Source organism: Pseudoalteromonas sp. SG43-1 (assembly GCF_014164415.1).
Classification (GTDB): domain Bacteria; phylum Pseudomonadota; class Gammaproteobacteria; order Enterobacterales; family Alteromonadaceae; genus Pseudoalteromonas; species Pseudoalteromonas distincta.
On sequence record NZ_JACJFD010000001.1, the window covers coordinates 441018 to 453242 of the forward strand.

Consider the following 12225-nt stretch of genomic DNA (forward strand, 5'->3'; position numbering starts at 1 on the left):
GGATTGATTATTGTAGAGCCTTCAGTAATAGTGGTTATAGAGCAAACTAATTATGTTCTCAATAATACATAAGGGCTCGTGCTCATCAATATTATAAAACCAATAAATATAATAAGGACAAACAGGATGAAAAAATCACTAATTTCAATAGCGTTGGGCTTTGCTGCCCTTAGTGCGTTTAATGCCAATGCAAATATTGATCAGCAAGTTAAAAAGATAGAGCAACAGGTTATTGATTGGCGACGTGATTTTCATCAAAACCCTGAGCTTGGAAATCGCGAAACCCGCACAGCAGGTATTGTCGCTAAGCACTTAAAGTCGCTGGGTATGGAAGTACAAACAGGGATTGCTTATACAGGTGTTGTGGGGCTATTAAAAGGTGCAAAGCCTGGCCCGACAGTAATGCTACGCGCAGATATGGACGCGCTGCCAGTTACTGAAAAAACAGATGTTGATTTTAAATCAACTAAAACCACTAATTACCGTGGTGTAGATGTAGGCATAATGCATGCTTGTGGGCACGACACGCACGTGGCTATGCTAATGGGCGCTGCACAAGTGCTTGCAAACATGAAAGATGAGCTACACGGTAATATTATGTTTGTATTTCAGCCTGCAGAAGAAGGCGCACCTGAGGGGGAAGAGGGGGGCGCTGAGTTAATGCTTAAAGAAGGCATATATAAACAATACAAACCAGAGGCTGCTTTTGGGTTACACATAACATCTAGTTTGCACAGCGGTAAAATTGGCTATAGAAGTGGCCCTGCAATGGCCAGTGCAGACCGGTTTGAAATAACAGTACATGGCAAGCAGGCACACGGCTCTGCACCGTGGACTGGGGTTGACCCCATTGCCGCAGCTGCGCAAATAGTAACAGGCGTAAATCATATTGTTAGTCGCCAAATCAACATTACCAAAGAGCCTGCTATTGTCTCGTTTGGTAAGATAGCGGGTGGGGTACGTAATAATATTATTCCTGAAGAAGTCGAAATGGTAGGTACAATTCGTAACTTTGATATGGATAACCGAGCACAAATATTTGAAAAAATAAAAACCACAGCCACGCACATTGCTAAATCGTCAGGTGCTACTGCAGAGGTACACATTCACGAAGGTTATCCGGTAACGATTAATAACCCAAAGTTAACTGCGCAAATGTTACCTAGCCTTAAAAAAGCAGCAGGTAATGAAAACGTAGTTGAAATGGGAAAAATAACCGGCGCAGAAGACTTTTCGTTTTACGCATTAGAAGTGCCGAGTGTATTTGTATTTTTAGGCGGCACACCAAGTGAGCAAGATTTAAATACAGTGGCTAGTAATCACTCACCTTATTTTTATGCCGACGAATCATCGTTTAAAGTAGGCACTAAGGCGCTCAGCCTGTTAGCTGTTGATTATTTAAACGCACATAAAAGATAGCTTAAACACACCACGTTACGCTATTAGCTTAACGTGGTATTGCTGTTTTATTTAAAACATCGCATCATGTTTGTAGCACTTGCTCAATTTTGAAAAAATCACTCTCAAAAATTAAAAACCTAACCGAATATACAAATGAACCGGCGAGCAATTTTTTATATTATTAAAAATAATGAATCGATACTGCCGGTCTTATATCTCGATTCAATCTTCATAAGCATTAAGGATTTAAATAATGGAAATTACTGGAAGCTGTTACTGTGGTGAAATTAAATACCAGGCAAAGTCTCAAAATAACAATGCACTTGTTTGCCATTGTAGCGATTGCCAACGTATGTCGAGCGGCCCATTTAGAGCCGTTATAATTGCAGAGCCAAATTCGGTAGTATTTACCCAAGGTGAGCCAAAAGAGTTTGTTAAAACAGCGCAAAGTGGTAACAAGCGTGCGCAAGGTTTTTGTGGCACATGTGGTACAACACTTTATGCAACTAACGAAGCTAAAGCTGACCGTGTATATGGCTTGCGTATTGGCGCGGTTGATCAGCGTGATCAGTTTACGCCAACAGCACAAATTTGGGCTAAATCAACATTGAGCTGGTTGAGCGGCTTACACGAAGTACCTGCGTTTGATACAACCCCACAAAACTAGTTATTTGGGGTTATCAGTATTACTTTTTTAGTAAGCGGTTTGAAATTTATTTAACCAAATGACTGTCTACTTATAAGTCAGTCATTTGGAGAATAATATGTGTAGTTCACCTAAAAGCAGCCGAGCAGTGAAAAAAACAGCCATTAGTTTTAATGATGAGCTTACTCAAGAGCAGCGCTTGCGTTTTACTGCAAAAGCTAATTTAGCACAAGAGCGCCGTGAACAGCGCGAAGTAACGAATAAACGCTATGAGCAAAAGCACGCGAGTAGTAAACCTTCGTCTGGTTTATTTTCGTGGTTACAGCAGCTAGTTAGCTGATTTAGCTAAAGTGGTGTTTTTACCACTGCCCAAACCACATAAAGCACACAGTACTCCGGCAATAGCGCACAACCACAATGGCGCACTCCAACTGCCTGTTGTAGTGTGTAATGCACCAGCTAGCATAGGACCAATAGCCGCGAGCAAATAACCTACGCTTTGCGACATACCTGAAAGCGACGCTGCTTGTTGCGAATCGTCAGTTCGTAAACTAATAAACGACAGCCCCAATATAAAACATGCCCCAGAGCAAAAGCCCAGCATTAGGGTCCAAACAAAAGCAAAGCTAGGCATGTAAAGCAGCCCCAATGCACTGAGTGCACTCAACATGGCTAAAATAAAGCTAAGCGCGCTTTGATCTTTTAATTTGGCAAGTAACGGAATTAATATTAAACCCGGTAATGCAGTCGCTATTTGAAAAGCACCATGATAAGCACCTGCTTGGGTAGCTGAGTGACCAGTTTCGGTTAATATGCTTGGTAACCACGTAATAATTATATAATTTAAAAACGAGTTTAAGCCCAGCAGTAGGGTAATTTGCCATGCTAGTAAATAACGCCATACACTTTTTGACGTGTCGGTGTGTTGAGCAATACTCGCGGGTTTTGTGTGCTTACTTAATTGCGACATCCATACAATAATACTCGCCAAAGTAATAAGAGCTGATGAGCCCAGCGCAAGTTGCCATCCTAATCCGTTTAACTGACTAAGCGGAAATACCAAAGTAGAAAACCCACCCGATACCACGCCCATAGTAAGCACGTAGGCTGAGGTCATTAACGCAACCTTTGCAGGGAAGTCGCGCTTAATTAAACTTGGTAATAATACGTTTGCGATGGCAATGCCCACACCAATAATAGCGGTGCCTACAAAAAGCATGGCTGAGGTATTTATTACCCGCGCTGCAACCCCTGCAAGTATAAATAACAAAGCCACAAACAAGGTGCGCTCTAACCCTTGCTTTTTAGCAAGAGTTGCCGCCATTGGCGATGCAACCGCGAAGGCAATGAGTGGCAGTGTTGTTAAAAAACCAGCTTGCGATGCGCTAAGCCCAAAGTGATTAATAATTTGTTCAAGCACAGGTGCAATACCTGTAAATGTGGCGCGTAAATTTGCGGCAATAAGTAATATGCCAAGCACAAGTAATATGCCAGCAAAGCGTGATTTAGGTGTGTTATTTAACAAAAGGGAAGACCATTAAAGCTAATACTTAATGGGCGCTAGTATAAAGGCTTAGCAAAAACTATAATTTAGAGATAATGACATTAAATAACTAAAAACAGACAAAACTATGTTTGATGCATTTGGTTGGGACGACATTAAAAATTTTGAAACTATGGCGCAGCCCATAATAGCCAAAATAGAGCATGCCCATGCAAGTCACGAAATACCACTACATACCCATCCAAAAGGGCAATTAATTTTAGCGCTGCATGGGTATGTAACGTGTGAAGTATCGGCCAAAATGTGGATGGTGCCCACGCACAGTGCAATTTGGATCCCAGCAAAAAAGGTGCATAGCAATAGGGCGTCTGATAACGCGCAGCTTTGTCATTTATTTATTGATAGTAGTAAAAACGGTATGCCGCTAAATACCTGTACGTTAGCTATTACGCCGTTGGTTAAAGAGCTAATGTGTGAGTTGGCTGGGCATAATCAGCACTATACTTTAAATAGTAAAACAGCGCGTTTAGCGCAGGTGTTATTTGATCAACTTATTGAAATGCCCGTACAACCACTGGATTTTGTATTATCTAAAAACGAGGTAATTCAAACCATGAGCGATCAGCTTATAAACACGCCAAACAACCGAAAAACACTACCACAATGGGCTAAGCAGTTTGCATTAACTGAGCGCACATTAGCGCGGTTAATTAAAAAAGAAACCGGTATGACATTTGGAAAATGGCGTACGCAATTGCATATAATTACAGCCTTAAAAGCGCTTTCTGATAAGCAAAGTGTGCAGCAGGTGTCGGAGTTATTAGGGTATGAGTCGGTGAGTGCATTTATTACTATGTTTAAAAAGGTAATGAAAAAGTCGCCCATGAAATACATGAGCGATTTAAATCAGCTTAGCCCTTAAATAAGCATTACCACGTATAAGTTGCCGAAAGCATCGCGTTACGAGGCCTACCCGGGAAGTATCTGTCGCCGGTAAAACTGGTGTAATCGGCGCGCTCTGCATAGGCCTCATCAGTTAAGTTAATAATACGAGCAAGTAGCTCAAGATTACTAGTAACTTGCCACTGTGCGCGTAGGCTTAAAACATCATGCCCTTGGTATTTATTTAAGTTTTCTGGGTCGGTGTAGTAGTTACCAACGCGGTGCCACTGCAAAGCAAATTGCGCGTTGTTTAATGCCTGCCATGTTAAATCGAGATTAGCCATATTACGCGGCGCGGTATCTATGTCGTTGCCGTTTATATTTAAACCGTTAAGTATTTGGTTGTTAGTGTAAGTATGCTTTGCGTGAGTGCCAGCAAAGTTAAGCGCAAGCGACTTAGTGAGCTGGTAGTCAAGCTCAAGCTCAATACCACGATGGCGAGAGCTGCCATTATTTACCGTAAAAAAGTCACTATCGCGGTAAATCGTATTGTGTTTACTCATAGCGTAAAGTGACACGCCATAACGTAGTTTTTCGTAAATTCCTTTAATACCCAGCTCTGCGTTATTTGCTATTTCGGCGCTTAAATTTGCAGTAGTTTGCTCGCGTTGTAATTGGTATAGTTCAGCCGCTTGTGGCGCTCTGTAACCGCGAGAAAAGTTTGCATAAAGCGTGTTATTTGTATTGTACTGATAACTAACCCCAAGCTTTGGCGATAGATTACTAAAACTATTTTTCCCACTCTCAGGGCGGCTGTATCGGCAGCCACCAAAGCCGCATTCTGTGCCATCGTCTTTTGTTCTACCTGCTAGCATATTATTGGTGTAGTCGTACTGCATATGCTCGTAGCGCACACCTGCGGTAAGTAACCATTTATTTAATTGCCAATCAACCGATGCAAAAGGGGCATAAAGCGTGGCGTTTACATCGTAATCGTAATGCTTACCTTGGGGTACTGTAGCAACTAAAAATGCAGAACCTTGAGTGGGCTCGTTTTGGCTTTGAGTAAAGTCGGCTTGCGTGTATTCGCCATCAAGCCCTAGGTTTACTTTTACATTACGTTGTAAATTATATTGATAAAGCGATTGTACGCCAAAACCTGTTTGGCTGTTTTTTTCAAGCGGTGTGCCGGGTAAAAAGTGCTTAAAAAAGTCCATGCTTTGGTCGCGAAAATATAACGTAGTCGAGAGCACATCATTGTTATTTAATTGCCATGTTGCATTGCTCCATGCTCTAAATGCGCGTGCTTTTCTAAATGCGTCAGGGTCAAAGTTTTTTTGCGCGAGGTCTTCGTTTTTATAGCTTTCAAAGCCTGTAATAAATCCCGCAGTTTGCTGATCAAGATTTGTATAAGTAAGGCCTGAGGTAAGTAATAAATTATTCTTTGAATAGCGATGGCGAATATTTACTTTTTGTTGCTCTACGCTTTCGTCGTCGCGGTAACCGCTATCGTCGGTAACACTTGCGTTAATGCCGATACCGCTGTTGCCGTAATCTTGCCCTGCGCGTAATTTGTAGCGAGTATAACCGTACGAGCCATAATCTAAACCAACTAAGCCACCGCCTTGTGTGGTGTCGGGCGTTATTACATTAATAACACCATGCACAGCGTTTGAGCCATAAAGTGCAGAGCCAGGGCCTTTTAGCACTTCAATGCGCTGCGCCATTTCGCTGTGCGCCTCAAATAGCTCGTTTATATTACAAAACCCAGCGGCTCTAAGTGGTATGCCATCCTCCAAAGTCAATATGCCACCACAAGCGCCAGCGCCCGAAAGTACCGGAGAGCGAAGTGCGGGTAAATACTCTTGGCCATTTCCGCGTTGAATATTAGCCCCTGCTACACGTTGCAGGGCTTCTTCAATATGGGTAGGCGCTATGCTATTTAGCTGCGCTTCACTAAGTGTACTTATTGATAAAGGGAGTGGAGTAGATAGCGCTTCAATACGTGATGCCGTAGTTGTTATGGTTTCTATTGCATCGTCGTTTTGATTATTGGCAAACGCAGTGTGGCTAAAGGGTAATATCAGCGGCAAAAAATAAGGTTTCATACATTCCTTGAAAGTAATCTATATTGCATTGCCTCTATAATATGCGGTTTTAATGTGCTTTTAAACTCGTTGCGTTAAAGCGTACGTAACCTATAAACCCGATACGTAATTGATAAAACAAAACAAGCCACAGCAGGAAACACCAAAGCCAGCACTAAGTAATGCTCAAATAAAACAAAACCGGCTACACCGCCTAATAAAAAGCCTGCAATAATAAGTAAAAACATAACGCCTTTACGCGTATCAAATTGCTCACCTTTAAGTGCTTTACCTATCATTAAACCAAGGTCAGTAAAAATACCCGTTAAATGTGTGGTACGAACGACCGCGCCACTGTAATTAGTGACTAACGCATTTTGTAACCCACAAGCAGCAGAGGCAAGCGTAATTGCATAAACATAAGATTGATTAAGTAGGTAGGCACTTGCTAATAGTAAAGCGCCTTCAATAAATAAGAGCGTGTCGTAATGGCGGCCAAGTTTTAATGAACGCCCTGCAAGTAAAAAACCAGAAAGCGCCGAGCCCAACATAAAGCTAATGAGTATGCTAAACAACAGCAAAGCGGCTGAGGTATTGCTCATTAGCTTAATACCCAACAAAGTAACAGAGCCTGATAAGTGCGAAATGGCTTGATGCTCAAAACCTAATAAGCCTACAGCGTTAACTATGCCCGCTATAAATGCGAGCGTAAACGCGCCATATTCAACCCACTTTGGTAGTTTTGTAAACATTGGTTATCTCTTAACGTGTACAGTGTTAATTATTGAGTTTGTGCTTTAAAGCGCTTTATTTGCTCATCAACTAATTTTGTATCTATTACGCCACGCTTAAAAGCAATGTAAGTAGGAAACGTAAACTCATTGAACTGCCTAGCGTATACGTTTTGATATTCCTTTGAGTACCACAAACCTGCTTGATAGTTAGTTATTGCGTATTCAACGCGATTTTTTTCTAGCAGCTCAAAAGTGTCTTTAGTTGAAAGTGAGCGAAGCAGATTATTCTCATCAAGTTTATACTTTTTAGCAATAACCTCAGGCACAGCAACACCGCGTAGCATCGCTATTGGGGTATTTGATAAATCGTCAGTGAGCAATTTATCTTTGTTTAAAGCAAATAAACCATACTTAGTAGTATGCAAGGGCACGCTTGTAAAATCTAAATACTTTGCTCGTTCCTCTGTATTGGCCAAAGAGAAATAGCAGTCGTAGTAGCCCAGCGCCATTTCTTTTTTAACGCGCGCCCATGGCAGATGAATTACGTCAATTTTAAGATTCAAATTACGCTCAATAAAGGTTAAGTATTCAATATCTAAACCTGTGAACGTATCGCTTTTCTCATCAAATATAGTAAAAGGCGGGTAGTGAGTTGTTACGCAGCGCAAAGTCTTACTTGGCGCTGCAAGTAATAATGAAGGTAAAGTTAAAGCTAAAAACAGAAATATTGCGCGCATAAATAAAAATTCGATATCTTTTAAAATACATAAATTGAACGCCAATTATACAGTTACTGAGCTTAATTGCATTGATCTAAGTATTTTTACCTAGCGTATAAGTTAAATTTTGTGAGATATACCATGTTTAACGCAGAGCAGCAGTCACGCATTATCGAAATGGCGTGGGAAGATAGAACCCCCTACGAGGCAATAGAGCAGCTATACGGATTAAAGTATCCGCAGCTGGTGGTTTTTATGCGCGACAATATTTCAAAAGGCAGTTTTAAAGTTTGGCGTAAGCGCCATGCAGGGCGTAAAACAAAACATTTAAAATTACGCGATCCCGCTATTATGCGAAGCCATTGTAAAACTCAATATAAACAACGTTAAATAAGTGTAAGCTGTTTCATATGATGTTCAGCCGTGTTTGTTAACCTTTAGCTATTAATTACGCTAGAGATTATTTATGAGAGCACTAACATACACAGCACTAATAGCATTGGCTTTATGTTCAATCAGTGCAAACGCAAAACCGCATAAAGATAAGCATGGTCATAAACACGGCGATAATAAGCATCATTCACATAAACACAACGACAATGACTACCTTTCTAAAAAAGAGGCAAAGCAGTTAATTCGCGCAGGTTGGACGCCACCAGGGCTAAGTAAAAGCTATCACCGAGGCGACTTTTTAGATCGTGATTTATATAAACGAGGTAGAGTGATTGAACGCTCTAGAGATAGTGGTACAGTGAGTATTGAAATAGACCGTACAGTTATTCACATGGTGCACGACACCCGAGAAATACTTTCAATCTTAAGTCGCTAAACTAACTTTATAAGGATATTAAAATGCTTATTGCGCTGGCTATAATTATTGGCTTTTTTTTACTGGTTACCTTGTTGCCAATGTCGTACAGCCAGCATTACTTAGTGCGTAGCTGCGACTTTGTGCGCTTACAGGTATTTTATATTGCCAGTTTTGTAGCCGTTACATCGTTGTTTTTATTATGGCAAAGTAGCGCAATAGGTTATGTATTTATAGCCTTAACCTCATTACTTATAATGATTTTACAAGGTAAATGGATTTACCCGTATACGTGGCTAGCTAAAAAAGAAGTGCAAAGCGCACCGAAGCATATAGACCACAGCGTACGAATTATGTCGGCAAATGTACTTATGTCGAACCATAAAAGTGAGCAGCTAATTAGCCTTGTAGATGAGCACCAACCCGACCTACTCATTACGCTTGAAAGCGATAGCTGGTGGGAAAATAAATTATCAGTCATTAAAAAAAATTACCCGTATTACATAGAATGCCCTAAAGACAATCGTTACGGCATGCACTTATACAGCAAGTTTAAAATACTCGATGCACAAATATGTGAGCTAATAGAAGAAGATATTCCTTCAATTCATATTCTGTTTGAAAACGATGAAGGCCTGCAAATGCAAGGGCACTTTATTCACCCAGCACCGCCAAGCCCGACCGAAGAAGACTCATCACGCCCGCGCGACTCAGAGCTAATAATGGTGGCTAAAGCACTTAAAAACCCTACACGGCCTACTATAGTTGCCGGAGATTTAAACGACGTAGCATGGTCGCGTAGCACCCGTTTGTTTATGCAAATAAGTGGCTTTTTAGACCCTCGAAAAGGCCGTGGTTTTTATAACACCTTTCATGCAAGCTACTTTTTTATGCGTTGGCCGCTCGATCACTTATTTCACAGCCAAGGCTTTAAAGTAAAGCGTATTAAGCGCTTAGCTAAGTATGGCTCTGATCACTTTGCACTCCTTACTGAGCTTTCTTACGAAAACGCTAATCAGCAATCATTGGAAGATAAATCCGATGAGCTTAAGCAAGAAGAAATTCAAGAGCTTGCTATGAATAAGGCAGATAAGCGAAAAGTGCCGAGGTTTGAGGAAAAGTTATAGCTATTAGGCAGTGTAGGTCGGATAAGCGAAGCGCCATCCGACACAGTAAAATACCTTGCCAGTTATAATCATTATTTATGTTGTCGAGTGGCAGGAGAGTGCCAATTGCAAACAGTGGTAACGCCTTAATAACTGGCGTGTAGGTTGGTGTGTTTTTGCGGCTTTTTCTTTTGCAAAAACGATGACAACCGTAATACGTCCAGTTGATTAACTTGTTAGATTATTAAATATACTGGGCATGCTTAAGCCATTTTAGAAAGTTATCATGTGATGTATATTTTTTTTCTGAAAAAATCAAAATGAGCTTCTTCGCCATAGTTTCAATTTGAATAACATCTTTATTTTCAACTCTAGCTCCAGTATGAACTATCTTGCTTCGTAAGCCATAGAGTTTCTTAACATCTTTTTCAATTTGAATTCTATTCTCAACATCATTACCTAATAAAAAAGCGGATCGCTCAGATATTTTTTGAGTAATCCCCCCTTGATTTGAAAATGGACCTGCAGGCTCATCCCCTACTAGCAATGATTCTATTGAAATAGCAATAAATAAAAACTGCTCTTCATAAACATTAGAATTGATGGCTTTACCAAACCAATTTATTGATTGGAAAATTCTTTTCTCTATTTCATTTTTTTGTAGAACGCAACTTAAGAGACTTGCATTCTCGCTAGATAAAATAATTTTTTTAATATTTTCATCTACCAAATGATATGTTGCTTTAGCAGAATTAGGCTCAATCAAATCCATACATCCACTTAGCCATTGGCTAGTGTCGTGCCCAGATGTCAACAAACTAAAATCTAGAGAATAATCAGAATCTTTATAAGCATCTGTATTTTTATAGAATTCATAATAAATTTGAGGATTATTAGACTCAGAGTCATATATTGCAATTTTTCTTTTGCGAAAAAACTCTGTTTCTTTGAGTCGGCTATGCCAATTATCAACAGAAGGATCAGTCCTAAACTGAGTTGAACCTATGTAAAAGCTTAACAAATTCACTACGTATAAAGTAAGTGACTTGGCCATTTTCAATGATTTTACATGATCAGTTTCTTCGTTTATTTCGAAATAACACATGCAACTTTCTAAAGCATTAATACCGTGCTGGTAACTATGTAAAGCCTTTCTATCATCAATAATTGTTGGCAAAACACCAGCATCATTTTTATAAAGCTTACCAAATCCAAAGTCTATACAATCAACTCTAATATCAACGCCTTCAATAGGAATGCAAGTAGACCTAAGTTTAGTATTTCGATTAACATTATTTACAAATTCAGCGCACTCTTTAATTATGGATTCTTTTTTGTTTTTAGCTAAAAGTATGCCGAGCAAAGCACTAGAAAAGTAACTTTCTATAAGCGATGAGCTATTCTTTGGAAAGAATCGAATGACTGTTTTTACATTTTCTTTATATTTCAGATCATTCCATTTTTTAATTGTATATTCTTTACCGTATAACTTAACCTGCTTAATCCCTGTTTTATCAACCCCTTCAACTAACTCAAAAAAATCTATTATTTTATGAAATATATTTTCTAATCTTTTATTCATGATTAAAACACCATTGTAGAAGTAGGCCGAAATCTAACTTTCCAATAACGGGCGCATACATGTGGGGCATAATGGCGAAGCCGCCCCGCGTGTATGCGTCCCAGCGAACGCAGTGAGTGTGTTGATTGGCTTGTTATGCCCGTATTGATGAGTCTGGATGTGCTTTAATGTAATCGTCTATTAACGCCATGATATTGTCCTCGTATTTATAAAATTCTTTATCCAATGCATCCAGCAATTTTTCATATGCGGTAGATTTTTCGAAGACTTTTAGTTGTTTCCATCTGGCTTCTCTATCCGCTGACGGTGTTGAGTTTGGAAACCAAGAAGTGGCTTTATTGAAAAGTTGAACAGACTTTATCGCTCCTATTTCCTCAAGTGTTTTTATAGTTTCCAGCGTGAAATCGCCTGACGAGTTCCAGAAAAACTGGTCGAAACCTCCGTTATTAATTTGTCCTTCACAAGTCTCCGCAAGGTAAATTACTTTAGAAGCATGTGAGAGTCTTTCGATGTGTAAAGTTAGTTCGTCTCCTTCGTCCCAGAGAATTTCTTGAATGCAATCCAAGACGGCATCCGTTGTATTCTTATCCTTGAAAAAATCCTTGAACTTCAAACTTCGCTCCATAGGGCATAACACTTTAGTATTTATGCGACACGCAGTTTGTGTTGCATAATCGCTTGTTGGTCTGAGGCGCTACCTGCTCGGTGTGTCAGAGTTGGTGTTGTTTATGCTATGGGAATTTGCTTTTTAGAGGC

The 12225-nt window shown here is 40.0% G+C and carries 13 protein-coding genes; 7 read left to right on the forward strand and 6 right to left on the reverse strand.

Annotation, left to right across the window (positions count from 1 at the left end; all coding sequences use genetic code 11):
- The first annotated feature begins 126 nt into the window (after positions 1–126).
- The 3 genes from H5159_RS02050 (at position 127) to H5159_RS02060 (ending at position 2387) form a co-directional block, all read left to right on the forward strand.
- A complete protein-coding gene (locus H5159_RS02050; RefSeq protein ID WP_182779617.1) occupies positions 127–1419 on the forward strand; it encodes an amidohydrolase in 1293 nt (430 codons plus the stop codon).
- Between the two features lie 235 nt (positions 1420–1654).
- Entirely contained in the window at positions 1655–2068 is a 414-nt protein-coding gene (locus tag H5159_RS02055; RefSeq protein WP_007377055.1) for a GFA family protein, read from the forward strand.
- Positions 2069–2165: 97 nt separating this feature from the next.
- On the forward strand, positions 2166–2387 hold the full coding sequence (locus tag H5159_RS02060) for a hypothetical protein (RefSeq protein WP_154903460.1): 222 nt from the start codon (positions 2166–2168) through the stop codon (positions 2385–2387).
- Here H5159_RS02060 and H5159_RS02065 read toward each other — a convergent pair.
- Positions 2376–3572, reverse strand: a complete 1197-nt coding sequence (locus tag H5159_RS02065) for an MFS transporter (protein ID WP_154903461.1) — start codon at positions 3570–3572, stop codon at positions 2376–2378. The genes H5159_RS02060 and H5159_RS02065 overlap by 12 nt on opposite strands.
- A 106-nt stretch (positions 3573–3678) precedes the next feature.
- Between H5159_RS02065 and H5159_RS02070 the strand changes: the two genes are divergently transcribed.
- On the forward strand, positions 3679–4473 hold the full coding sequence (locus H5159_RS02070) for a helix-turn-helix domain-containing protein (RefSeq protein ID WP_182779618.1): 795 nt from the start codon (positions 3679–3681) through the stop codon (positions 4471–4473).
- Positions 4474–4480: 7 nt separating this feature from the next.
- Here H5159_RS02070 and H5159_RS02075 read toward each other — a convergent pair whose 3' ends face one another.
- From H5159_RS02075 to H5159_RS02085, 3 genes are all read right to left on the reverse strand, one after another.
- Entirely contained in the window at positions 4481–6541 is a 2061-nt protein-coding gene (locus H5159_RS02075; RefSeq protein ID WP_182779619.1) for a TonB-dependent receptor, read from the reverse strand.
- Positions 6542–6615: 74 nt separating this feature from the next.
- Positions 6616–7272 (reverse strand): YoaK family protein, encoded by a 657-nt coding sequence (locus H5159_RS02080; RefSeq protein WP_024598865.1) that lies wholly within the window; start codon positions 7270–7272, stop codon positions 6616–6618.
- Between the two features lie 29 nt (positions 7273–7301).
- Positions 7302–7991 (reverse strand): ABC transporter substrate-binding protein, encoded by a 690-nt coding sequence (locus H5159_RS02085; protein ID WP_182715748.1) that lies wholly within the window; start codon positions 7989–7991, stop codon positions 7302–7304.
- A 123-nt stretch (positions 7992–8114) separates the two neighbouring features.
- Here H5159_RS02085 and H5159_RS02090 point away from each other — a divergent pair, with 123 nt between their 5' ends.
- The 3 genes from H5159_RS02090 (at position 8115) to H5159_RS02100 (ending at position 9908) form a co-directional block, all read left to right on the forward strand.
- Positions 8115–8363: a TIGR03643 family protein gene (locus H5159_RS02090; RefSeq protein ID WP_182738160.1), complete on the forward strand. Its 249-nt coding sequence runs from the start codon at positions 8115–8117 to the stop codon at positions 8361–8363.
- Positions 8364–8439: 76 nt separating this feature from the next.
- Positions 8440–8802: a hypothetical protein gene (locus tag H5159_RS02095; RefSeq protein ID WP_182715749.1), complete on the forward strand. Its 363-nt coding sequence runs from the start codon at positions 8440–8442 to the stop codon at positions 8800–8802.
- A gap of 23 nt (positions 8803–8825) precedes the next feature.
- On the forward strand, positions 8826–9908 hold the full coding sequence (locus tag H5159_RS02100) for an endonuclease/exonuclease/phosphatase family protein (protein WP_182779620.1): 1083 nt from the start codon (positions 8826–8828) through the stop codon (positions 9906–9908).
- 223 nt (positions 9909–10131) lie between these two features.
- Here the strand turns inward: H5159_RS02100 and H5159_RS02105 are convergent, their stop codons facing one another.
- Together H5159_RS02105 and H5159_RS02110 are read right to left on the reverse strand one after the other, a co-directional pair.
- Positions 10132–11469 carry a HEPN domain-containing protein gene (locus tag H5159_RS02105; RefSeq protein WP_182779621.1) on the reverse strand — a complete coding sequence of 446 codons (1338 nt, stop codon included), beginning with the start codon at positions 11467–11469 and terminating at the stop codon, positions 10132–10134.
- Between the two features lie 133 nt (positions 11470–11602).
- Positions 11603–12082 carry a DMP19 family protein gene (locus H5159_RS02110; protein WP_182779622.1) on the reverse strand — a complete coding sequence of 160 codons (480 nt, stop codon included), beginning with the start codon at positions 12080–12082 and terminating at the stop codon, positions 11603–11605.
- Positions 12083–12225: the final 143 nt, after the last annotated feature.